The organism is Roseococcus sp. (assembly GCF_965227005.1).
Classification (GTDB): Bacteria; Pseudomonadota; Alphaproteobacteria; order Acetobacterales; family Acetobacteraceae; genus Roseococcus.
Genome location: NZ_CBDDFJ010000006.1, coordinates 1 through 22,669, shown reverse-complemented (window position 1 = coordinate 22,669; position 22,669 = coordinate 1). Strand labels below are relative to the sequence as shown.

At 69.8% G+C, this 22,669-nt stretch carries 20 protein-coding genes, 1 other RNA gene and 1 pseudogene; 8 read left to right on the top strand and 14 right to left on the bottom strand.

The genetic code is table 11. The features are described 5' to 3' along the window. Nucleotides 1–116 precede the first annotated feature (116 nt). Nucleotides 117–1,700 (bottom strand): 2-isopropylmalate synthase, encoded by a 1,584-nt coding sequence (locus ACO057_RS02075; RefSeq protein ID WP_421988691.1) that lies wholly within the window; start codon nucleotides 1,698–1,700, stop codon nucleotides 117–119. A 307-nt stretch (nucleotides 1,701–2,007) separates the two neighbouring features. On the opposite strand from ACO057_RS02075, the gene ACO057_RS02070 reads away from it, so the two are divergent. After that, complete coding sequence (locus tag ACO057_RS02070; protein WP_421988690.1) at nucleotides 2,008–2,976, top strand: Bug family tripartite tricarboxylate transporter substrate binding protein; 969 nt, start codon at nucleotides 2,008–2,010, stop codon at nucleotides 2,974–2,976. Nucleotides 2,977–2,987: 11 nt separating this feature from the next. Here ACO057_RS02070 and ACO057_RS02065 read toward each other — a convergent pair whose 3' ends face one another. Continuing rightward, complete coding sequence (locus ACO057_RS02065; RefSeq protein WP_421988689.1) at nucleotides 2,988–4,811, bottom strand: hypothetical protein; 1,824 nt, start codon at nucleotides 4,809–4,811, stop codon at nucleotides 2,988–2,990. A gap of 95 nt (nucleotides 4,812–4,906) precedes the next feature. On the opposite strand from ACO057_RS02065, the gene ACO057_RS02060 reads away from it, so the two are divergent. Beyond that, complete coding sequence (locus ACO057_RS02060; protein WP_421988688.1) at nucleotides 4,907–5,377, top strand: OmpA family protein; 471 nt, start codon at nucleotides 4,907–4,909, stop codon at nucleotides 5,375–5,377. 118 nt (nucleotides 5,378–5,495) lie between these two features. Continuing rightward, nucleotides 5,496–5,951, top strand: a complete 456-nt coding sequence (locus ACO057_RS02055) for a hypothetical protein (RefSeq protein ID WP_421988687.1) — start codon at nucleotides 5,496–5,498, stop codon at nucleotides 5,949–5,951. Between the two features lie 58 nt (nucleotides 5,952–6,009). Here the strand turns inward: ACO057_RS02055 and ACO057_RS02050 are convergent, their stop codons facing one another. The 5 genes from ACO057_RS02050 to miaA all read right to left on the bottom strand — a co-directional run bounded on the left by ACO057_RS02050 (nucleotide 6,010) and on the right by miaA (nucleotide 11,609). Continuing rightward, nucleotides 6,010–7,080, bottom strand: a complete 1,071-nt coding sequence (locus tag ACO057_RS02050) for a zinc-binding metallopeptidase family protein (RefSeq protein ID WP_421988686.1) — start codon at nucleotides 7,078–7,080, stop codon at nucleotides 6,010–6,012. A 97-nt stretch (nucleotides 7,081–7,177) separates the two neighbouring features. After that, nucleotides 7,178–8,194, bottom strand: a complete 1,017-nt coding sequence (gene ilvC / locus ACO057_RS02045) for a ketol-acid reductoisomerase (RefSeq protein WP_421988685.1) — start codon at nucleotides 8,192–8,194, stop codon at nucleotides 7,178–7,180. Between the two features lie 48 nt (nucleotides 8,195–8,242). Beyond that, the gene (ilvN, locus tag ACO057_RS02040) at nucleotides 8,243–8,758 is read right to left on the bottom strand and encodes an acetolactate synthase small subunit (protein WP_421988684.1); all 516 of its coding nucleotides are present in this window, start codon (nucleotides 8,756–8,758) and stop codon (nucleotides 8,243–8,245) included. Between the two features lie 4 nt (nucleotides 8,759–8,762). Beyond that, nucleotides 8,763–10,559, bottom strand: coding sequence for an acetolactate synthase 3 large subunit (locus tag ACO057_RS02035; protein ID WP_421988683.1), 1,797 nt, complete (start codon nucleotides 10,557–10,559; stop codon nucleotides 8,763–8,765). A 36-nt stretch (nucleotides 10,560–10,595) separates the two neighbouring features. Continuing rightward, on the bottom strand, nucleotides 10,596–11,609 hold the full coding sequence (gene miaA / locus ACO057_RS02030) for a tRNA (adenosine(37)-N6)-dimethylallyltransferase MiaA (protein ID WP_421988682.1): 1,014 nt from the start codon (nucleotides 11,607–11,609) through the stop codon (nucleotides 10,596–10,598). 29 nt (nucleotides 11,610–11,638) lie between these two features. Between miaA and serB the strand changes: the two genes are divergently transcribed. Continuing rightward, a complete protein-coding gene (serB, locus tag ACO057_RS02025) occupies nucleotides 11,639–12,532 on the top strand; it encodes a phosphoserine phosphatase SerB (protein ID WP_421988681.1) in 894 nt (297 codons plus the stop codon). 204 nt (nucleotides 12,533–12,736) lie between these two features. Continuing rightward, a complete protein-coding gene (locus ACO057_RS02020) occupies nucleotides 12,737–13,510 on the top strand; it encodes a PEP-CTERM sorting domain-containing protein (protein ID WP_421988680.1) in 774 nt (257 codons plus the stop codon). 82 nt (nucleotides 13,511–13,592) lie between these two features. On the opposite strand, the gene ACO057_RS02015 is transcribed toward ACO057_RS02020, so the two are convergent. The 3 genes from ACO057_RS02015 to hflK form a co-directional block, all read right to left on the bottom strand. After that, nucleotides 13,593–15,155, bottom strand: a complete 1,563-nt coding sequence (locus ACO057_RS02015; protein WP_421988679.1) for a DegQ family serine endoprotease — start codon at nucleotides 15,153–15,155, stop codon at nucleotides 13,593–13,595. 166 nt (nucleotides 15,156–15,321) lie between these two features. Continuing rightward, nucleotides 15,322–16,284, bottom strand: coding sequence for a protease modulator HflC (gene hflC, locus ACO057_RS02010; RefSeq protein WP_421988678.1), 963 nt, complete (start codon nucleotides 16,282–16,284; stop codon nucleotides 15,322–15,324). Next, nucleotides 16,281–17,357 carry an FtsH protease activity modulator HflK gene (gene hflK, locus ACO057_RS02005; protein WP_421988677.1) on the bottom strand — a complete coding sequence of 359 codons (1,077 nt, stop codon included), beginning with the start codon at nucleotides 17,355–17,357 and terminating at the stop codon, nucleotides 16,281–16,283. Before hflK ends, hflC begins: the two co-directional genes overlap by 4 nt. A gap of 307 nt (nucleotides 17,358–17,664) precedes the next feature. On the opposite strand from hflK, the gene apbC reads away from it, so the two are divergent. Next, nucleotides 17,665–18,777 carry an iron-sulfur cluster carrier protein ApbC gene (gene apbC, locus ACO057_RS02000; RefSeq protein ID WP_421988676.1) on the top strand — a complete coding sequence of 371 codons (1,113 nt, stop codon included), beginning with the start codon at nucleotides 17,665–17,667 and terminating at the stop codon, nucleotides 18,775–18,777. Next, nucleotides 18,774–19,109: an MmcQ/YjbR family DNA-binding protein gene (locus ACO057_RS01995; protein ID WP_421988675.1), complete on the top strand. Its 336-nt coding sequence runs from the start codon at nucleotides 18,774–18,776 to the stop codon at nucleotides 19,107–19,109. Before apbC ends, ACO057_RS01995 begins: the two co-directional genes overlap by 4 nt. Here ACO057_RS01995 and ACO057_RS01990 read toward each other — a convergent pair. The 3 genes from ACO057_RS01990 to thyX all read right to left on the bottom strand — a co-directional run bounded on the left by ACO057_RS01990 (nucleotide 19,096) and on the right by thyX (nucleotide 21,607). After that, on the bottom strand, nucleotides 19,096–19,980 hold the full coding sequence (locus ACO057_RS01990; protein WP_421988674.1) for a ribokinase: 885 nt from the start codon (nucleotides 19,978–19,980) through the stop codon (nucleotides 19,096–19,098). The two genes, ACO057_RS01995 and ACO057_RS01990, sit on opposite strands and share 14 nt — an antisense overlap. A gap of 72 nt (nucleotides 19,981–20,052) precedes the next feature. Beyond that, a complete protein-coding gene (locus ACO057_RS01985; protein ID WP_421988673.1) occupies nucleotides 20,053–20,640 on the bottom strand; it encodes an HD domain-containing protein in 588 nt (195 codons plus the stop codon). Between the two features lie 28 nt (nucleotides 20,641–20,668). Next, complete coding sequence (gene thyX / locus ACO057_RS01980) at nucleotides 20,669–21,607, bottom strand: FAD-dependent thymidylate synthase (RefSeq protein ID WP_421988672.1); 939 nt, start codon at nucleotides 21,605–21,607, stop codon at nucleotides 20,669–20,671. 56 nt (nucleotides 21,608–21,663) lie between these two features. Here thyX and ssrA point away from each other — a divergent pair. Then, nucleotides 21,664–21,988: a transfer-messenger RNA gene (ssrA, locus tag ACO057_RS01975) on the top strand. 149 nt (nucleotides 21,989–22,137) lie between these two features. Here the strand turns inward: ssrA and ACO057_RS01970 are convergent. After that, a pseudogene (locus ACO057_RS01970) lies at nucleotides 22,138–22,669 on the bottom strand (NADH:flavin oxidoreductase/NADH oxidase); the annotation flags it as partial.

Genomic DNA, 22,669 nt, shown 5'->3' with positions numbered 1-22,669 from the left:
CCCGCCGCCCAGCGTCGTCATCCCGGTGATCTCGGCCATCCCAGCCGTGGTTCACGCCTGGTCAAAATCCCAGGCGTGAATCACGACAGGAGAGCCAGGGAAGGCTCCGGGATTTCTCACTCCGCCGCGGTGACGGCCGGCGGCTCGGTCCGCTCGCGCTTCACGAGCAGCTTGTTCAACGCATGCACATAGGCCCGCGCGGAAGCGACGATCGTGTCGGTGTCCGCCCCCTGCCCGTCCACGAGCTTGCCGTCCTCCTCGATGCGCACGGTCACGCGCGCCTGGGCATCGGTGCCGCCGGTCACGCTCTGCACGGCATAGAGCTTGAGATTGCTCTCATGGGGGAAGGCCGCGCGCAGGGCGTTGAAGGTCGCATCCACCGCGCCGTCGCCGCCCGACATGCCCTCGACCGCCTTGCCATCCACATCCAGGATCACAGTGGCCATCGGGCGGGTGCCCATGCCGGTCGCGACCGTCATGCCCGTCAGCTTGATGCGCTCATGCGCACGGCCGACCTCGTCATCGACCAGGGCGGCGATGTCCTCGTCGTAGACGACCTTCTTGCGGTCGGCCAAATCCTTGAAGCGCTTGAAGGCGTCGTTCAGCTGATTGTCGCCGACCTCGTAGCCCAGGGTCTTCAACCGGTCGCGGAAGGCCGCGCGGCCGGAATGCTTGCCCAGGATGATGGAGTTCGTGGTCCAGCCCACGCTCTCCGGCGTCATGATCTCGTAGGTGGAGGCGTCCTTCAGCACGCCGTCCTGATGGATGCCGCTCTCATGCGCGAAGGCGTTGCGGCCCACGATCGCCTTGTTGGGCTGCACGTCGAAGCCGGTGATGGTGGCCAGCAGCTTTGAGGTGCGCAGGATCCGCTTGTTCTGGATGCCGGTGTGCATCTTCAGCGCGTCCTGGCGGGTGCGCAGCGCCATCGCGATTTCCTCGAGCGCGGCATTGCCCGCGCGCTCGCCGATGCCGTTGATGGTGCACTCGATCTGCCGCGCGCCGGCCTGGATGGCGGCGATGGTGTTGGCGACGGCCAGGCCCAGGTCGTTGTGATTGTGCGCGGAGAAGATGACCTTGTCGGCGTCCGGCACCTTGTTCATCAGCGTCGAGAAGATCAGCCCCATATCGGCCGGCAGCGAATAGCCGACGGTGTCGGGGATGTTGATCGTGGTGGCGCCCGCCTTGATGGCCGTGTCCACGCAGCGGCACAGGAAATCGAGATCCGAGCGCGAGCCGTCCTCGGCCGACCATTCCACGTCGGCGGCATGGTCGCGGGCGAGCTTCACGCTCTCGGTGATGCGCTCCAGCACGTCCTCGCGCGTCATGCGCAGCTTCACGCGCATGTGCAGGTCCGAGGTGGCCAGCACGATGTGAATGCGCGGGCGGGCGGCGTGCTTGGTGGCCTCGGCCGAGGCCAGGATGTCCGCCTTGTTGGCGCGCGACAGGCTCGCGATGACCGGGCCGTCCTTGGCGAAGCGCTTGGCGATCGATTCCACGCTGGCGAAGTCGCCGGGGCTGGCGATGGCGAAGCCGGCTTCCAGCACATCCGCGCCGAGGTCGTGCAGGGCCTCGGCCATGCGCAGCTTCTCATCGAGATTCATGGAGAAGCCGGGCGACTGCTCGCCGTCGCGCAGGGTCGTGTCGAAGATGATGATGCGGCCGCTGTCCAGCTTGCCGAAGGAGGGATGGTCGATGCTCATGGTGGTCCCTTTGGGCGCGTTCGCGTTTGTTCGGTGTTTTCCCGGTGCAAATCCCCGCAAGCGGGGTCCCCTGAGCGGTGCAGGCCTCAGACGGCCGGCGTCACACCCAGGGGCGGGAAAGTCGAAGCGAAAGGAGGGCGAGCGACAGCATCCGGGTTCCGCAGAGCCCGGCGGACATCGCAGAAATTGCGGTGTGCTTCGCCATGGCGAAAGCTTTAGCCGCTGGATTGGTCCGGATCAAGTGCATCGCAAAGATGGACGGGCCGTGAGATTTGCGGCCAAGCTGCCGCAAAACCTGGAGGAAACCATGCTTCGACTTGCTCTCGCGCTCTGCGCGCTGCTGCCTTGCATCCCGGCTTTCGCGCAGGAATGGCAGCCCGACCGGCCGGTCCGCATCATCCTCCCCTTCCCGCCCGGGGGCGCCACCGACCTCATCGCCCGCGTCCTGGCCGAGCGCGCCAGCCGCGACCTGCCCCACCGCTGGGTCATCGAGAACCGCTCCGGCGCCAACGGCAATATCGGCATGGCCGCCGCCGCGCAGTCCGCGCCCGACGGCTACACGCTCGGCGCCTGCACCATCGGCAATTGCGCGATCAACGCGGCGATCTATGCGCGCATGCCCTTCGACATCGAGCGCGACCTCGTGCCCGTCTTCTGGAGCGGCAGCGTGATGAACGCGCTGGTCGTGCGGCCCGACCATCCGGCGCGGACCTTCCAGGAGTTCGTCGCCTGGGCCAAGCAGCCCGGCCGCCAGGTGAGCTATTCCTCCTCGGGCTTCGGCAGCTCCAACCACCTGCTGCCGGAATTCATCAACGGGCGGCTGGGCCTGCACATGGTCCACGTGCCCTTCCGCGGCGGCGCGCCGGGCATGCAGGCGGTGATGGCCGGCGACACGCAGATGATGTTCGAGAACACGCCCACGCTGATCGGCGGCATCCGCGGCGGGCAGTTGCGCGCGCTCGCGGTCAGCGGCTCGACGCGCGATCCGGCCTTGCCCGATGTCCCGACGCTGGAGGAATCCGGCATGCCGAACGCCGTCATCGAGCCCTGGTTCGGCTATATGGCGCCGCGCGGCACGCCGCCGAATGTGGTGGCCCGGCTGAACACGCTCCTCAACATGGCCCTGGCCGACGAGGTGGTGCAGGCGCGGCTGCGCGACCTCGGCACCAGGCCCGAGGGCGGCCCGCCGGAGCGCTTCGTCGCCCATGTCCGCAGCGAGATCGCGCGCTGGCGCGAGGTGGTGGAGGCGAACCGCATCGAGCGAATCGCGGAATAGAAGCCGGCCGGCTATTCCCCGCAGGCCTCCTCGGTCACGCGCTGGCGCGTCGCGCCGGCCTCGTCCTCCTCGGTCACCGTCTCGCGGCAGCGGAAGCGGCGATAGACCCGGCCGTCATACCGCCAGGTCGTGAGGGTATGGGCCGCGCCGGTGCGGGATTCGATCAGCACGTCGCGCGCCCGTGTCCCCACGGCGCGGTCCAGCCGGAAGCCGTAGCCCGCATCCTCCAGGACGAGGCGGTAGCCGCGCCCGTCGCGGACCGCGACGGCCTGGCCGCAATTGCCCTCCGTGCAGGCGCCGTGAACGAGCCAAGCGCCAAGCCCGGGCGCGAGGCTCATCAGCTCTGGCGTGGGCGGCACGCGGTCGGGCTCCTTTTCCCAGGGCAGGACCGGCCGCTCCGTCCGCGCCAAAGCGGCGAGGCGGCGGTGGCGCCAGAAGGCGAGGCGTGCCGGCTCCAGCGTCGCCCGCGCGGCGCCATGATCGGCGAGCACGTCCACGATGTCGGGCCGGTCGAGCCCGGCGGCGATGGCGATGGGCGCGTCGCCCACCACCGGCGCATCGGCCGGGCCATCGGCCAGGACCAGGCCCAGCGTGTCGATGTCGCCCTCGCGCGCCGCCTCGATCCCGCCGAGGCAGGCCATGAAGCGCACCAGCAGCTCCGGACCGCCGGGGCCGGTCGCCTCCAGCAGTGCCTGGAGCGGGCGCGGATCGGCGGCGCAGGCCAGGCTTCCCGCCAGTTCCGCGAGCCCGACGGGGCGCAATCCGGCCGCGAGCAGCAGGCGGAAGGTCTGGCGCTCGCCGAGCTCGAGAACGCGCGTCCAGAGCCGGTCGCCCGTGGCTTCGGCCAGGGCCTCGTCGAAGGCCCGCGCCGGGCAGCGGAGGAGCAGCGCCCGGGTGGTGCCGCGCAGCGCCTCCATCCAGGCCGCCTCGGGGCGTTCCGGCGAGACCCAGCCGCGAACCGCCTGGCCCGGCAGGACGGCGCAGACAAGGGCGTCGGGCGCGGCCTCGACCAGCGCGCTCCAGCGTCCGAGCAGGGGCTCCGCGCGGGCGGCGCGCCCGGCCAGCACGTCCTCGCCGAGCTGCGCCAGCACCGGCAGGCGGAGCCGCGCGCCGTCGCGGGATTCACTGGCCATCGCGCCGAGGTCGAGCGCGGCGAGGCGGCGGAAGGCGCCCTCGCCGTCCTCACCGGGCGGAAGCTGGCGGATGAGAGCCGCCAGCGCGTCGGGATAGGGGCGCATGCCGGCGGCCAGCATGGCCTCGATCAGCTCGGGCGGCGGGCGGCGGGCGGGGTTGGCCAGCAAGGTGAAGGGCAGCGCGCAGGCGGGCGTGGCCACGAGCTCCGGCGGGATCAGGGGCAGCATTTCGGTCGCGGCCGCGAAATTCCCCCCTTCGCGGTCGAAGATGAGCTGGCCCAGCAGGGCGCAGCGGCGCTCGGGCAGGGTCAGCCCGACGAGGCGCAGGAACAGCACGCGCTCGTCGGGCAAGGCGGCGAGGCGCGTGGCGAGCGAGCCGGCGCTGTTGCCCATCGGTCCCGCGATCGGCGCATCCGGCCGGAAGCCCGCCGCCGCCGCGGCCTCGGCGAAGGCGTGGACGGTGGCGCGGGTGGGCGCGTCCGGCGTGGCGGAGAGGGCATCGACCAGCGCGAAGGCGGGCGGGCGCCGGGCCGGACGGTCCGGCCGCGCGCCGGCGGCGAAGGCGGCCGTCACCGCCGCGGGGTCCCGCGCGGCGATGGCGCCCAGCAGGGCCTCGCCGGGATCCTGGGCCCTGGACGGGACGGCCAGAAGGAGGGCGCAGGCCGCCCAGATCCAGCGGCCGGATTTCCCATTCCAAATCATGTGTATTTCTTCGTACCCCGGCCCGATCGACGCCGTGACATATACCTTGCCGCGCGGCACAACGACGGTAATTCAACGACTCCCAGGAGACGCGCATGACCGCTTCAATGACCCGCCTCGCACTCGGCGCGGCCCTCCTTGCCATGGCGGCCTGCGCCGAAGTGCCGGCCCCGGCGCCCGTCGTCGTCGCGCCGCCGGCGCCGGTCGCGGCCGCCCCGGCGCCGGAATCCCTCTCGGTCGAGGGCAACCGCGCCCTGCCGATCTTCTTCACCCCCTGGTCCGCCGCGCTGGACGAGTCCGCCGAGGCCGCGCTGCGCGACGCCGCGAAGCTCGCCAAGGAGCATCCGCGCGTCCGCATCCTGGTGGTCGGCTATGCCGATCCGCGCGGCACGCGCGAGGCGAACGTGGCCCTCTCGCGCCTGCGGGCGCGGCTCGTGGCCGATTTCCTGATCGAGAACCAGGTCGCGCGCAGCCGCATCCGCATTCTCTATCGCGGCCCCGTGATGGGCGCGAACGGCATCGAGAGCCGCCGCGTCATGGTCGAAGTCGACCGCGGCCAGCGCTGAAGATTGGCAGGCGGCCGTCCTTCGGGACGGCCGCCTGCGAATTCTCCAAGACAATGTAACCTTGCCTCCGCTGGCGTGTTGGGGTTTTGCAACAAAGCCTTCCCCAAAGGACAACGCCATGATGCTCAAGCCCCTGCTCGGCGCTTTCTCGGCCGTCGCGCTTCTCGCCGCCTGTGCCAGCGAGCCGCCTCCGCCGCCCCGCCCCGCGACGGTCGCCGCCCCTGTCATCCCCGCGCCCGCCGCACCGACCGGCGATGGCCGTGTCGCCGCCGTCCGCTTTGATGCCGCCTCCAGCGTGCTGACGCCGATGGCCCGCGCCGAGCTCGGCCCCGTGCTCGACCGGCTGATGGCCAATCCGGGCACGCCCGTGCGCATCACCAGCTATTCCAGCCGCGAGGACATGCCGATGGCGCGCGAGCGGACCCAGACCATCCGCATGGCGCTGACCGAGCGCGGCGTGAGCCGTGGCCGCATCCGCGTGATGAACGCCCGCCTGATGCCCAATGCCGACCCGGACGTGGTGCAGGTCCAGGTGCAGGGTTCGGCGATGCCGGCGCGCAGCCCGCGCGCCTGATCCTTCCACGGATCGCACTTCCACAGGCCGTCGGGGCAACCCGGCGGCCTTCTTCGTTTCAGGGCCTCGGCAATTGCCCGTGCGTAAGCGACTGGATGAAGGCGAGTTTCGCCTCGACCGGCTTGGAGATCACGAAGGGATAGAGGTCGGGGATGCCCATGCTGCGGTTGAGGCTGTTCACCGCCACCGTCAGCGGCACCCAGGCATCCATCACCGCGCCGATATCCGTGCTGCGATAGGGGTCGAAATCCACCTCGGTCGAGAGGCCGCCGGTCTGGTCGGCGCGGGGCGCGATCTCGAGGCCGAGCGAACGCGCCATCTCCAGCGTGTCGACGATGTGCAGGTAATGCGCCCAGCTCTCGGCGAAATCCTCCCAGGGATGGGCCGTCGCGTAGGTGGTGACGAAGCTTTCCTGCCAGTCGGCGGGCGGGCCCTCGTTGTAGTGGCGCTGCAGGGCCTCGCCATAGTCAAGGCTGTCATCGCCGAAGATGGCGCGGCATTCCTCCAGCCGGCCGCCGTCGCGCACCAGGCGGTCCCAGAAGTAATGGCCCGATTCATGACGGAAATGGCCGAGCAGCGTGCGATAGGGCTCGCCCATCGCGCTGCGGCGCTTCACGCGCTCGGCGTCGTCGGCCTCGATGAGGGCCAGGGTGATCAGCCCGTTGTCATGGCCGGTCATCACCTGCTGGCCGACCTCGGGCGCGTCGGCCAGGAAGTCGAAGGCGAGGCCCGCGACCGGGTCGTCGCCGCGATTGGCCAGCGGCAGGCCGAGCCGGATGAAGCTGTAAAAGCTGCGCCGCTTGGCCACTTCGATCTTCTGCCACCGCCCCTTGTTCAGCGGGCCGGAGATGTCGGGGATGGTGCGGTTGTGCCGGCAGGCGAGGCAGTAGCGCTCCTCGGCGCCGGCCGGGACGAGCCAGTTGCAGGCATCGAGCCCCACATTGTCGCAGAAGCGGTAGTTCCGGCTGGGCTCGGCCTTGGCGATGTATTCGCCCTGCTGGTCCGTGAGGTCGAGCGCGGAGAGCGCATTGGCTTCCGGCAGATAGCCCAGAACGCCGCCGCATTGGACGCAGGCGGTGTTCTCGAAGTGCAGCACCTGGCCGCAATCCTGGCATTTGAAGAGCCGCATTATCTGGATTCCCGACCCGGCGGGGGTTCCGGGATTCCGGCTCAATGCGGCAGACGCCGCGGGGTTTCATCAACCCCGCGGCGGTAGCGTCGGAAGCTTAGTTCTTGGCCTTGTCGACCAGGGCGCCCTTGGTGATCCAGGGCATCATGCCGCGGAGCTTCGCGCCCACTTCCTCGATCGGGTGCTCGGCCAGGCGGCGGCGGGTGGCCTTGAAGGACGCCTGGTTCACCTTGTTCTCGAGCATCCAGTCGCGGGCGAACTTGCCGGACTGAATGTCGTTCAGGACGCGCTTCATCTCGGCCTTGGTCTCCGAGGTAATGATGCGCGGGCCCGTCACGTACTCGCCGTACTCGGCCGTGTTGGAGATCGAGTAGTTCATATTGGCGATACCGCCCTCATAGATGAGGTCGACGATCAGCTTCACTTCGTGCAGGCACTCGAAATAGGCCATCTCGGGGGCATAGCCCGCCTCGACCAGCGTCTCGAAGCCAGCCTTGATCAGCTCGACCAGGCCGCCGCAGAGAACCGCCTGCTCGCCGAAGAGATCGGTCTCGCACTCTTCCTTGAAGGTCGTCTCGATGACGCCCGAGCGCCCGCCGCCAATGGCCGAGGCGTAGGAGAGCGCGATCTCGAGCGCATTGCCCGAGGGGTTCTGGTGAACGGCCACGAGGCAGGGCACGCCGCCGCCCTTCTGGTATTCGCCGCGCACCGTGTGGCCGGGGCCCTTCGGCGCGATCATGAACACGTCGATGTCCGAGCGCGGGTCGAGCAGGTTGAAGTGGACGTTCAGGCCGTGCGCGAAGGCCAGCGCGGCGCCGGGCTTCATGTTGGCGTCCAGCGACTCGCGGTACAGGTCGCCCTGGCCTTCGTCGGGGGTCAGCACCATGACGAGGTCGGCCCACTTGGCCGCCTCGGCGGGCGAGAGGACCTTGAAGCCGGCGGCCTCGGCCTTCTTCGCCGAAGGGCCGGGGCGCAGGCCGATGACGACATCGTTCACGCCGCTGTCGCGCATGTTCATGGCATGGGCATGGCCCTGGCTGCCGAAGCCGATCACGGCGACCTTCTTCGCCTTGATCAGGTTCACATCGGCATCACGATCGTAATAGACGCGCATCGCTTTGGCGCTCCTCTTGGCTGTCAGTCGAAAAGGGTTGGGGTAGGTTCAGGCCGCCATATGCGAGGTGCCGCGCGCAATGGCGACAGCCCCGGTACGGCAGATTTCGGAAAGGCCCAAGGGGCGCATCAGCGCACAGAAGGCATCGATCTTCTCGGCATTGCCCGTCATCTCGAAGACGAAGCTCTGCGTCGTCGCATCCACGACGCGCGCGCGGAAGGCATCGGCCAGCCGCAGCGCCTCGACGCGATGGTCGCCCGTGCCGATCACCTTGATCAGCGCGAGCTCGCGCACGAGGTGCGGACCGGCCATCGAGAGATCGGCCACGCGATGCACGGGCACAAGGCGGTCGAGCTGCGCCTTGATCTGCTCGATCACCATTTCCGTGCCCGTGGTGACGACGGTGATGCGCGAGAGGCGCTTGTCCTCGTCCACCGCCGCGACGGTCAGGGATTCGATGTTGTAGCCGCGGCCCGAGAAGAGCCCCACCACGCGGGCCAGGATGCCGGCCTCGTTTTCCACCAGCACGGCGATGGTCGCCGTGCGCGTCATGTTGTCCGACATCGGCTTATACCAGGACCTTACCTTCGTCGGTGACGGACCTGGCGTTCTGCTCCTGGCCCGGCCCCATGATCATCTCGTTATGCGCGGCGCCCGAGGGGATCATCGGGAAGCAGTTCTCGTCCTTGGCCACGGCGATGTCGGCGATGACCGGGCCGGGATGGGCCAGCATCTCGCGGATCACGTCGTCCAGCTGATCGGCGCTCGTCGCGCGCAGGCCGCGGGCGTGGAAGGCATCGGCCAGCTTCACGAAATCGGGCAGCGCCTCGGAATAGCTCTCCGAGTAGCGGCTGCCGTGCAGCAGCTCCTGCCACTGGCGCACCATGCCCATGTACTCGTTGTTCAGGATGAACACCTTCACCGGCAGGCGGTACTGCGCGAGCGTGCCCATCTCCTGGATGTTCATCAGGATCGAGGCCTCGCCGGCGATGTCGATGCACAGCGCGTCGGGATGGGCGATCTGCACGCCCATCGCCGCCGGCAGGCCATAGCCCATGGTGCCGAGCCCGCCCGAGGTCATCCAGCGGTTCGGCTTGTCGAAGCCGAAATACTGGGCGGCCCACATCTGGTGCTGGCCGACCTCGGTGGAGATGAAGGTCTCGCGGCCCGTGGCCTTCGTCATCTCGAAGAGGCGCTTCACCGCGTGCTGCGGCTTGATGATCGAGCCCTGCTGGACATAGGCGAGGCACTTCTTCGCCCGCCACTCGTCGATGCTCTTCCACCAGTCGAGCTGCGCGGCCTTGTCGACCGGGGTCGGGTCCTGCTTCCAGCACTCGATCAGCGCGGCGAGCACCTGGCCCGCATCGCCCACGATCGGCACGTCCACCTGGACGTTCTTGTTGATCGAGGAGGGGTCGATGTCGGCGTGGATCTTCTTGGAATTCGGGCTGAAGGCGTCCAGGCGGCCGGTGATGCGGTCATCGAAGCGCGCGCCGATGTTCAGCATCACGTCGCAGCCGTGCATCGCGAGGTTGGCCTCGTAGGTGCCGTGCATGCCCAGCATGCCCAGGAACTGCGGGTCGCTCGCCGGGAAGGAGCCGAGGCCCATCAGCGTGTTGGTGCAGGGGAAACCCGTGAGGTGCACGAACTCCGCCAGCAGGCGCGAGGCCTCGGGGCCCGCATTGATCACGCCGCCGCCCGCATAGACCACCGGCCGGGCGCTGCGCTTCAGCAGGCGCACGGCCTCCTGGATGCGCGCGGGGTCGGGCGTCATCACGGGGCGGTAGCTGCGGTGCTCGACCGTCGGCGCGCCCACATAGGGGGCGGGCAGGATGAGGATGTCCTTGGGAAGGTCGATCACCACCGGGCCGGGACGGCCGCTGCGCGCGACATAGAACGCCTCGTGCACGACCTTGGCGAGGTCCTCGCTGCGCTTCACCAGATAGTTGTGCTTGGTGGCGGGGCGCGTGATGCCGGTGGTGTCGGCTTCCTGGAAGGCGTCGTTGCCGATGAGATGCGTGGGCACCTGGCCGGTCAGGCAGACGAGCGGAATGCTGTCCATCAGCGCGTCCACCAGGCCGGTCACGGCATTGGTGGCGCCGGGGCCGGAGGTGACGAGCACGCAGCCCACCTTGCCGGTGGAGCGGGCATAGCCCTCGGCCGCATGCACGGCGGCCTGTTCGTGGCGCACGAGGATGTGGCGGATGGCGTTCTGCTGGAAGAGCGCGTCGTAGATCGGCAGGACGGCGCCGCCGGGATAGCCGAAGATAACCTCGACGCCCTGTTCCTTCAGCGCGCGAAGGAGGACTTCAGCGCCCGGGCGCTGTTCCGTCGTTGCGGTGGAGGACGTGTTGGCGGCGGACATGGCTCGACTGTCTTTCGTGTTGCTGGCGGGGCAGGCTTAGGGCCCGTGTTGCGGCGCGTCAACCGCCTCGTGAAGAAATGCGAAGAGATCGGGGAATTTTCTTTCCGAAAATTTCTCCAGACCCGCATATCGCGCATTGATCCTATGCGTGAGCTGCGGCTCCACCAGGATCTGATGCCGGAACCAGGTGGCCTGGCGCTTGGTATAGGCCACCGTATGGGCGATGGCGCGGCGGCTGGCCTCCGCCTCGTCGAGCTCACCGCGCAGCAGGGCCGCGAGCTCCGGGACGCCATGGGCGCGCATCGCGGGCAGCGTGGGATCGAGGCCCTGCGCCTGCAGCGCGGCCACTTCCTCGAGCGCCCCCTGCCCCATCATGGACGACCAGCGCGCGACGATCGCCTCGCGCAGCGCCTCGCGCGGCGGATCGAGCAGGATCGCGCGGAAGCGATAGGGCGCGGATGGCAGGACGGGCGCCTCGCGATGCCAGGACGCGATGCTGCGGCCCGTGCTGCGCCAGACCTCATAGGCACGGGCGATGCGCTGGCCGTCGGACGGGCGCAGGCCGGAATCCTCGGGGTGCAGCCTGGCGTGCATCTCCTGCGAACCCAGCTCGGCCAGCAGCGCGCGCGCCTCCTCCCGCGCCTCGGGCGTGACCTCGGGCAAGGCGGAAATTCCCTGGGTCAGAGCGCGCAGATACATTCCCGTCCCGCCGCAGAGGATGGGCAGCTTAGTGCGTGCCATCTCGGCCAGCGCCGCCTCGCGCCACCAGGCGACATGCCCCGCCTGCGCCGCCGGCAGCACGCCGTAGAGCGCGTGCGGGGCACGGGCCTCGTCCTCGGGCGAGGGTCGCGCCGTGACGACGCGCAGTTCGCGATAGCATTGCATCGCATCGGCATTGATGACGGTGCCGCCCCAGCGCTCGGCGATCGCCAGAGCGAGGGCCGACTTTCCCGAGGTGGTGGGGCCGGCCACGATCAGGGCTATGGGCTGCGCGGCGGCTTCATGCCCGCGCCGGCGTTCGGTCGATCCGACGCTGCCGGGTTGTGTCATGCCGCGCCCCCCGGCATGGTCCGGCCGCCATGACCCATGTCCTGACTTTCATCGCCGCGCCCGGCGCGATCTCGAACGCGCAGCTCCTGGCCGCGAAGGGCGCCCTCACCGCGCTCGGCGCCGATTGCGACGCGCCGGACTGGCTCGCCGCCCAGGAGGCGGTCGACCTGCCCTTTGCCTCGCTCGCCCCTGAACAGGCCGTTGCCGCTGCGAAATCCGCCCTGGGCCAGGCGCCGATCGACCTCATCGCCCAGCCCGCCGAGGGCCGGAAGAAGAAGCTGCTGCTGGCCGATATGGACAGCACCATCGTCACCAGCGAGACGCTGGACGAGATCGCGGCCTTCGCCGGGCTGAAGGACCAGATCGCGGAGATCACCGCGCGGTCCATGAACGGCGAGCTCGACTTTCGCCAGGCGCTGATCCAGCGCGTCGGCATGCTCAAGGGCCTCGACGCCTCGGCGCTGGACGAGACGTGGAAGACCACGGAGCTGACGGCCGGCGCCACCACCCTCATCGCCACCATGCGCGCGAACGGCGCCCATACCGCCCTCGTCTCGGGCGGCTTCACCTTCTTCACCAGCAAGGTCGCGGAGGTCTGCGGTTTTCATGAGCACCACGCCAATACGCTCCTGCTGGCGGACGGCAAGCTCCTGGGCACCGTCGGTGAGCCGATCCTGGACCGCGACGCCAAGCTCGCGACGCTGAAGCGCCTTGCCGCCCAGCTCGGGCTGAGCCTCGCCGAGACGGCCGCCGTGGGCGATGGCGCGAATGACCTGGCGATGATCCAGGCGGCCGGGCTCGGCTTCGCCTTTCACGCCAAGCCGAGCGTGGCCGCCGCCGCGCGCCACCGGATCGAGCACACGGACCTCAGGGCGCTGCTTTATGCCCAGGGCTATCGCGCGGCGGAATTCGTGGCGGGCTGAGGGCCGCAGGATCCTGTCGGGAAACTTGACATTCGGCTGTAAAATCTCCGGAGACTTCGCGACAACATACTGATAAGTCATATATAAAATTATCGGCATAAGATTTGCTTAACATCTCCTGAATTTACGGCCGAAGCGTCTGGCCGCCGGCAATAGGAGATGTCCATGAAAGCGAAACGCCCACTCCTCGGCGCCGGGTGTCTGATGCTCGCGCTTTTCACGACCTCCGACATCGGCCAGTCGCATCAGGCCATCCCGCTGCGCCTCCGGCCGCAACGCGCCGAGGTCGCGCCTGAGGCCGTCGCGCCCAGCGCCCAACTTCCCTCCTGGAACGTATCGGGCGTGATCCGCCTGCCGCCCGCTGACGAGGTCAGCGCCCGCGGCCCTGGATATGCCCTCCCCCCCTTCGCCTTCCAGCCGGCGGCCGGTCCCGGGACTGGCGGGTTCCGCTTCTCCGCGCCGGATGGGGTGGGCCCCGGGGCTGGCTCCTCCCACACTCCCACCCCTGCCGGCATGATCGAGCTCGCGCGGGCTTTCGCCGAGCCACCGGCCAGCGGCGGCATCCCGGGTTTCTCCGCAATCGGCCCGGGCGGCTCGCGCCGCTCCGGGACACCGACCGTCGCGGCGCAGCCAGCGGCGGGGGGTGATGGCACGCCGGCCGCCACCGCCACCGCCCCCGGCCCCGGCTCGGAGCGTGAGACCTCCACCCCGCCGGCGTCGGCGGGCCCAGCCGCACCAGGAATCGCCGAGGCCCTCCCGGCCGCCCCGGCTCCGAATCCGGTGCTCGTGGCGGACAGCACCCCCACCCCGAATACCGATGCCGGGCCGACCCCGCCCACGCCCTCTACCCTGGCTCCCCCGTCGGTTGTCCCGCTCGTCACTCCCGCCGATCCCACAGCCGTTCCCGAGCCCGGCTCGATGGCCCTTCTGCTCGCCGGACTGGCGGGCCTTCTCGGGGCTCGTCGCCGGAAGGCCTGAACGCGCCGCCATGAAAAAGGGCCATGGAGCGCGTGCTCCATGGCCCTTTTCCTTGTTTCGGGGAGAGACCCTCCCCGTCATCTCATCCCGGCGCGGGCCCGCGCGGCGGGGCCAGGCGCAGCGGCACGAAGCGCTGGCCCTGCGCGCCCTCGATCAGGAACAGCGCCGTCGCCCGGCCCTGGCGGCGCAGGCGCTCGATGCGCTCCTGCACCTCTTGCGGCGTGTTCACCCGCTCCTGCTGGATCTCCAGGATCAGGTCGCCAGCGCGGATCTCGCGCTCCGCGCCCGGCGAGTTCGCCGCCACCTCGGTCACCACGACGCCACGCTGCTCGGGACGCAGGCGGAAGCGCTCGCGCTGCTCGGCCGTGAGCGAGCCGACCTTCAGACCGAGACCGGAGAGTTCGATCGGGCGGTCGGCCGGGGCCTGCTGCGGCGTGGTGGAAGCCGGCGTCGTCTCGTTCGGCAGCTCGCCGAGGGTGACGGTGAGCGTCTCCTCCTTGCCGTCGCGCCAGACGATGACGGGCACCTGCGCGCCCACCGCCGTCTCGGCGACGATGCGCGGCAAGGTGCGCATCTCGCGCACTTCCTGGTTGTTGAAGCGCAGCACGACGTCGCCATTGCGGATGCCGGCGGCGGCGGCGGGCGCCCCCTCCTGCGCGCGGGCGATCAGGGCGCCGCGGGCGCCGCCGCGCATGCCCAGCGATTCGGCGATCTCATCCGTCACCTGCTGGATGTTCACGCCCAGCCAGCCGCGGCGGACGCGCCCACCCTCGGCCAGCTGCCGCGCCACGCCGCGCGCCAGGTTGGACGGGATGGAGAAGCCGATGCCGATCGAGCCGCCGCTCGGCGAATAGATGGCCGTGTTGATGCCGATGATCTCGCCCCGCATGTTGAAGAGCGGGCCGCCCGAATTGCCGCGGTTGATGGCGGCGTCGGTCTGGATGAAATCGTCGAAGGGCCCCTGGCGGATATCGCGGCCACGGGCCGAGACGATGCCGGCGGTCACGGTGCCGCCGAGGCCGAAGGGATTACCGATCGCCAGCACCCAGTCGCCGACCAGGGCGGTGTCGGAGTCGCCCCAGGGCACGAAAGGCAGCGGGGCGGTGTGCTGGACACGGAGCACGGCGATGTCGGTGCGCGGATCGGTGGCGACCAGCGTCGCGCGGAGCGTCGTGTTGTCCTGCAGGATCACGTTGATCTCGTCGGCGCCGTCGATCACGTGATTGTTCGTGATGATGATGCCCGAGGCATCGACGATGAAGCCCGAACCGAGCGACTGGGCGCGGCGGGAGGGCGCCCCCTGGCGCGGCCCCTCGCCCTGCTGGCCGGGAGCTCCGGGAGGCGCTCCGGGCGCGCCGGGGGGACGGTTGCGATTGAAGAAGTCGCGGAAGAACTCCTCGAAGGGCGAGCCGGGGGGCGCCTGCGGGGTCTCCGGCGCGTCGGGGCGGCCGGGCCGGGGGCCGGCATTCGTCCCCTGCGAGGTCGAGATGTTCACCACGGCCGGCAGCAGGCGACGGACCAGCGGCGCGAAGCTCTCGGGCGCGCCGGGCATGGGCACCGGCAGCGGCGCGACAGCTGCGGCGGGCGGCGTCGCCACGGGGGGCGTGGCGGGAGCGGCGGCAGGGGGAGAGGCCGGCTGAGCCATGGCCGGGAGCGAGAAGGCGAGGAGCAAGGCTGTTGCGGCAAAGCGCATGGGTCACCCCGGATAGGATGTGGCCGGGCGGCAGAACACCGCCCGGAATAGAAAGATGGAGGCTAAGGCCGGCATGCCAAGCACGCCAGCCTTATCCCCTTTCGTCGGCGCACCCGTCCTAGCGGACGAGCGTCTCCGCGGGCGCGGGTGCCGGAGCGGGAACGGCCGCCGGCGCCGCCGGTTGCACCGGACGGGCGGGAGAGACCGCCCCGGCCGGCTGCGTCGGCATGTCGCGGAAGTAACGGAAGAAATCGCTCTCCGGCGTCAGCACCATGCGGGACTCGCCGGTCGAGAAGACCTCCCGATAGGCCTGCATGGTCCGCCAGAACTGGAAGAACTCCGGATCCTTCTGGAAGGCCTCGGCGAAGACGCGGATGGCCTCCTGCTCGCCGGTGCCTCGCAGGATGGCGGCATTCGCCTCGGCCTCGGCCAGCAGGACCGTACGGTCGCGCTCGGCCTGGGCGCGGATGCGGGCCGCGACCTCGAAGCCCTCGGCGCGGGCCTCGCGGGCGATACGCTCGCGCTCCGACTGCATCCGGCTCAGAATGGCCTGGGTGTTCTCCTCAGGCAGGTCCGCGCGGCGGATGCGCACGTCGACGATCTCGATGCCGAAGCGCTGCCCCTCCTCGTTCACCTGGTTGCGGATCTCACCCATGATCCGGCCGCGCTCGGCGCTGAGCACGGCGATCAGCGTCTCGCTCGCCAGCACGCGGCGCAGCGACGAGGTGACGATCGAGTTCAACCGCCCCCGGATGCCCTGCTCGGCCGCGCCCACCGTCTGGAAGAAGAGCAGCGGGTTGGTGATGCTGTAGCGCGTGAAGCTGTCCACGATGAGACGGCGCTGGTCGCCCAGAATGACCTCCTCGCCGCCCGACTCGAAGTCGAGCAGGCGCCGGTCGAAGGTGATGACGCTCTGGATGAGCGGCACCTTCACATGCAGGCCCGGCTTGTCGATGACCCGGATCGGCTGGCCGAACTGGGTGATCAGGACCTGCTGGGTCTGATGCACGGTGAAGAAGCTGGAGGCGGCGACGAAGAGCAGCGCGACGAGGACCGCGCCGGCAATGGCGAGGCGGTTCATCGGCCAGCCCCCCGCGGCGGGACGGCCATGGGCGGCACCGCCATCGCCGGCGCGGCCGGCTGCGCGCGTTGCGCGGGTGTCGGTGTCGCCGTCGGGCGTTGCCCATCGCCGAGCGGCAGGAAGGGCACGAGGCCCCGAAGCCGGTCGTCGACCAGCGTCATGCCGTTGCGCTTGAAGATTTCTTCCATGGTCTCCAGGTAGATACGGCGCACGGTGATGTCCTGCGCCTGGGAATAGGCGGAAAGCACGGCCGTGAAGCGGCCGGCCTCACCGCGCGAACGGGCGATCTGCGCGTCGCGGAAGCCCTGGGCCTCCTGCACCATGCGCTCGGCGTCGCCGCGCGCACGGGGAATGATGTCGTTGCGGAAGCTCTCCGCCTCGTTGCGGGTGCGCTCGCGATCGGCATTGGCGCGCTGCACGTCGCGGAAGGATTCCACCACGGCCGCCGGCGGATCGGACTTCTGCATCTGCACCTGCGTGATCTCCACGCCCGCATGATACTGATCCATGATCCCCTGAAGGCCCCGGCGGACGTCCTGCTCGATCTGCGCGCGCGCCTCGGTCAGGGCCTGCTGGATGGGCGTGCGGCCGATAACCTCGCGCATCACGGATTCGGCGGCGGACTTCACCGTGTCTTCCGGGTTGCGCGTGTTGAAGAGGAAGTCGCTCGCGTCGCGGATGCGCCAGAACACCGCGAAGTCGATGTCGATGATGTTCTCGTCGCCCGTGAGCATCAGGGACTCGGGCAGCACGTCGCGGCTCGCGACCACGCGCGCGCCGGGCGCGGTATCGGCGGCGCCGCGGAAGCCGACATCCACGCGGTTGATGCGCGTGACGCGGGGCGTCGTGACGCTCTCGACCGGCCAGGGGATGCGGTAGTTCAGGCCCGGGGGCGCGGTGCGCTCGAAGGCGCCGAAGCGCATGACCACGCCGAGCTCGTCCGGCTGGACGCGATAGAAGCCCGAGGCGCCCCAGATGCCGGCCAGCAGCACGGCCCCCAAGGCAATCCCCTTGCCGCCCCCGCCGCCGCTCGGCAGGAAGCGCCGCACCGCGGCCTGGGCGTTGCGGATCATTTCCTCGACGTCAGGACCGGGGCCGGAGCCGCGGTTGTTGCCGCCGCCATTGGACCCGTTGGGCGGGCCGCCCCAAGGACCGCCACCCTGTCCACCCCCACCGGGGGGACGCGGATTGCCCCAAGGGCTGTTTCCGCCGTTGTTCCACGACATGTGTACCGAACTCTCCCGTGCTGCCGGGCCGGGTCGCGCCGGCCAAAGATGAACTTCCGTCAACATATGGTGTCCGGCGCGTCCTTGGGAGGGGTGCGCGCCGATCTGGACAGATGCATATGTCTCCTCCGCCCGGTCAAGGAAAGGTGAAACCATGTCAGAGAAGCTCGCGGAGGCCGTCCGAGCCGCCATTTCGGGGGTGAAAGATCCCGCGACGGGCCGCGACGTGGTGAGCTCGGGGATGGTCGGCGCGATCTCGGCGCGGGACGGCATGGTGCAGTTCGGCCTGGCGGTGCCCCGCGACCAGGCACGGGCCATGGAGCCGGTGCGCGCGGCCTGCGAGAAGGCGGCCGCCGCTGTCCCCGGCGTGATTTCGGCGACCGTGGTGCTGACCGCCCATCGCGACGTGGCCGGCGAACAGGGTCCGGCACGGGCGACACGTCCGGCGCCCGGCCAGGGGCAGGCCCAGCAGGTGCTGCTGCCCCAGGTGCGGCGCATCGTGGCCGTGGCCTCGGGCAAGGGCGGGGTCGGCAAATCCACCACGGCGGTGAACCTCGCCGTGGCCCTGGCGCAGCAGGGGCTGCGGGTCGGGCTGCTGGACGCCGATATCTACGGCCCCTCCCTGCCGCTGATGTTGGGCACGAACGAAAAGCCGATGACCACGGGCCAGCGCGTCATCCCCCTCGAGAAATGGGGGCTGAAGGCCATGTCCATCGGCTTCCTGGTGGACCCCGAGACGGCGATGATCTGGCGTGGCCCCATGGTGATGGGCGCGCTGGAGCAGATGCTGGGCCAGGTGGAATGGGGCGAGCTCGACATCATGGTGGTCGACATGCCGCCGGGCACGGGCGACGCGCAGCTCACCTTGTCGCAGCGGGTGCCACTGGCGGGGGCGGTGATCGTCTCGACGCCGCAGGACATGGCGCTGATCGACGCGCGGCGCGGCGTGAAGATGTTCGAGAAGGTGAATGTCCCCGTGCTGGGGATCATCGAGAACATGTCCTATTTCTGCTGCCCCGAATGCGGCCACCGCAGCGAGATCTTCGGCCATGGCGGCGCCAAGGCAGAGGCCGGGCGGATGGGAACCGAATTCCTGGGCGAGCTGCCCCTGAAGCTCTCCATCCGCGAGATGGCGGATGCGGGCACGCCCATCGTCTCTGCCGCCCCCGACAGCCATGAGGCCGCGAGCTACCGGCGGATCGCGGCGCGCATCTGGGAGAAGGTGGAGGCCCCGGCCCGCAGCGGCCCGCGGATCGTGATGGAATGATCGCGCGCCTGCGAAAGATCTGCCTCGCCTTGCCCGAGGCCGAGGAGCGCGAGACCTGGGAGCGCCCCACCTTCCGGGTTCGCGACAAGATCTTCTGTATGGGCTTTCCGGACCAGAAGGCCTGCTGGTTCAAGGCCCCGCGCGGCAGCCAGGAGCTGCTGATCGAGGCCGATGCCGCGCGGTTCTTCCGCCCGCCCTATCTGGGCCACAAGGGCTGGGTCGGGATGCATCTGCACGGGCGGCCCGATTGGGCCGAGGTCGAGGCCTTTATCCGGCGCAGCTATTGCCTGGTCGCGCCGAAATCTCTGGCACGGCAAGTCACGACCGACTGAGCAGCGCGTCGATCTCCGCCGCGTGAGGCATGGCCGGCGCCGCGCCATGCTTCGTGCAGGCGAGCGCCCCGGCCGCATTGGCGCGCCGCATCGCCGCCTCCAGCGGCATTCCGCGATCGAGCCCGGCGGCGAGGACGCCGCACCAGGCATCCCCCGCGCCCACCGTATCGACCACCGCCACGCGATGGGCCGGCAAATGCAGCACCCCCTCCCCCGTGACCGCGGTGACGCCGCGCTCGCCCTCGGTCACTGCCACGCCGATTCCCAGGGCCGCATGCAGGCTCCCCGCATGGCCCGGCTGGCCGAGCTGGGCGCCGATCCAGGCCGCCTCGCTCTCGTTGAGGATCAGCAGGTCGAGGGCGCGCAGGGCCTCGGGCGGCAGGCCGGCGGCCGGGGCGAGATTCAGCAGGATGCGCGCGCCCGCCCTCCGGCCGCTGGCGATGAGGGCGGCGTTCTCGGCGGGAGGAACCTCCATCTGCATCAGCAGCGTGGCGCCGGGTGGGATGGCGGCGATCCGCGCGGCCTCGGCCCGCCTGTTCGCCCCGAGGGAAACCGCGATCTGGTTATGCCCCTCCGCATCCACGCAGACACAGGCGAGGCCGGTCGCCTCCTCCACCTCGCGCAGGCCGGTGACGTCCACGCCGGAGGCGAGCGCCGTCGCGCGCAGCATGGCGCCATTGGCGTCTCGCCCGACGCAGCCGATGAAATGCGCGTCCCCGCCGTCGCGCGCGGCGGCGATGGCCTGGTTCAGCCCCTTTCCGCCGGGCAGCGCGGCCCCCGCCTCGCCCAGCACGGTTTCGCCGGCCCTGGGCAGATGCGGCATGCGGAAGACGAAATCCGCGATCGCGGAGCCGAAGACGATGAGGGTCATGCCGCAGTCTTGCCGAGGGCGGTCCGGCACGGAAGTGCCTCGTGGCCTTCGATTATCTGCCGTCCCACGGGCTCAGGCCGTTCTGAGCAGCCCCTCGGCCATGGCGCGCTCGTAAAGCGCCTCGATCATCGGCGCGAAGGGCGCGCCGAGGTCGATCGCCGGTTGCATGCGCACGAGGCTGCGCGTCTTGGTGAGACCCATCTCGCGCCAGGCCGCCGCACCGCATTCGACCTGCTGCTGGAAGCCCTGGAGGCGGTCGCAGCCCATGGCGAAGCGGGCTTCGGGCGTCTCCTGCGCCTCGAAGGCCTCCCAGGAGGCGCGCAGGCGCTGGCCGATCTCGGGCGGAAGCATTCCGAAGATGCGCTCCGCCGCCGCGCGCTCGCGTGCCATCTGCGTGAGCAGGCCGGCCTCGTCGAAGGCGAAGGTGTCGCCGGCCTCGATCTCCACCACGTCGTGGATAGCGATCATCGCCAGAACCTCGGCCATGTCGGGCCGGGGCGAGACCTCCTCGGCCAGGGTGATCGCGATGAGCGCGACGTGCCAGGCGTGCTCGGCGGAATTCTCCCGCCGCGCGCCGGTATGGGCTGCGCGCAGCGTGTGCTTCAGCCTGTCCCCCAGCGCGAGGAAGGCGAGGAGCGCATCGCGCCGTTCAGGTGCCATGATGGCCGGCTGATTCAGGTTTCCGTCATCAGGCGGCACGGCCCAAGGTCTCCATCAGCTCGCGCCATTCGCGCTTGGAGAGGCCGCTCGTTTCCTGCGTCACCGCCTCGCCGGACAGCATCCGCTTCACGATGGAAAGCATCTGCGCCGAGAGCGTCGCCGAGCCCATCCGGTAATCGGCAAACGCCTCGAAGGAATGCGGCACCCAGGCCTCGACGGTCTTCATCATCGCTTCCGCATAGACGCGGATCTCGTATTGCGCGTGGCTGTCCGCGCGCAGCGACAGGAAGCCGAGCAAATTGTGCAGGTCGGTCTTCCAATACCACTGGGTATAGGTGTTCAGCGTGAGGTTCATCCGCGCGAGCTCGCGCGCCAGGCCGTTGCGGCCCTGGTCGAGGGGGGCGCCGGCCTCGTCCTCGTTCAGCATCCAGGCGTAGTGGTCGTAGTTGCGGGTGGCGTCCTCGCGCAGCAGGTCCAGGACCCGGGCGGCGTCCTCGCCCTCCAGCACGTCGCCCCGGCCCTGGCGGTTGATCGCCGATTGCGCGGCGAGCTGCGCGGGCTCGGGGATGTAGAACTCGCGGTCCATCACCGAATAGCGCGCGGAATACTCGTTCACGTTGGCCGTGCGGTGCCTGATCCACTGGCGCGCCACGAAGATGGGCAGCTTCACGTGGTACTTGATCTCGCACATCTCGAAGGGCGTGGAGTGGCGGTGGCGCATGAGGTAGCGGATCAGCCCGCGATCCTCGGTCACGGCCTTGGTGCCGCGCCCATAGGAGACGCGCGCGGCCTGCACCACGGCGCCGTCATCGCCCATATAGTCCACGACCCGGACGAAGCCGTGGTCGAGCACGGGCAGGGCCTGGAACAGCATGGCCTCGAGCGCCGGCACGGTAGCCCGGCGTGTCTCGGCGCGGCTGTTCTGGGCCTCCGCGATTTCGCTGTGCTGCGCGTCCGTGAGTGCCATGCGAGAAATCCCTTCTGCCGACACCCTTAGCCCAGGCCGACGATTCCGTCCCCCCACCCCTCGCAAGGCGGGCCGTGCTTCGCTATATGACCCCTGCCGCTTGCGGCTATGGCGATAAACGTTGCGTGGAATAACCGTTACGGACCCGGGGGCAGTGCCCGGCGTCTCCACCACCATTCCGACCCTTTATCAGGGGTCCGGTTCTGGGGACGAAACAGGCTCGACGTGCGTGGTAAAGACGTAGCTTTTGCCCGGCATTGTACCGCCGTTATCGGGCTAAATCACAAGTGCCAATGATAACGTTCGCGAGAACGTGGCGCTCGCTGCCTAGAGATAGGTAAGCGCGGTTCGGGGGGCACCGGGCAACAGAAGCCCCCCACTTTTTCGAAGAAAAAGTGGTGTTTTTGCGCCCTCAAGCGCCGGGCGGCCGCTCCGCGACCTTGGCTCGGATCGCTGAAGCGATCCGCCGCGCCTATTCGGCGCGGATTCTGCGTTGGCCTGCCCTTCCTGCGGGCCCGTCGCCCTCTTCGCTATTCGGCGGCCTTGGCGTAGGGCCCCAGCTGCGCCAGCGCATTGTCGCGCACGCTCAGCCACCAGCCGTGCTGCTTCGGCCAGTAATCCGCATGGCCGTTCTCGCCGGTCAGGGCCAGGCGCGCATGCAGCGGCCAGTTCGGATTCTCCAGGGCCTCGCGCCCGATCGCGACCAGATCGGCCCTTCCACTGGCGACCACCGCTTCCGCCTGGTGCGGATCGACGATCAGCCCCACCGCCATCGTCGCCATCCCCGTCTCGCGGCGGATGCGCTCGGCGAAGGGCACCTGGAAGCCGTAGTCGCGCCGCGGGCCGCGCGCCCCCGTCGCCGAGCCCGCGATCCCGCCGGACGAACAATCCAGCACGTCGATCCCCGCCGCCTTCAGGGCGGCGGCATAGGCGAGGCTCTCCTCCTCCCGCCGCCCGCCCTCGGCGCCGTCGACGAAGGACAACCTCAGGAAGACCGGCTTGTGCGCCGGGAAGGCCTCGCGCACGGCGCGCGCCACCTCCAGCGGGAAGCGCATCCGCCCC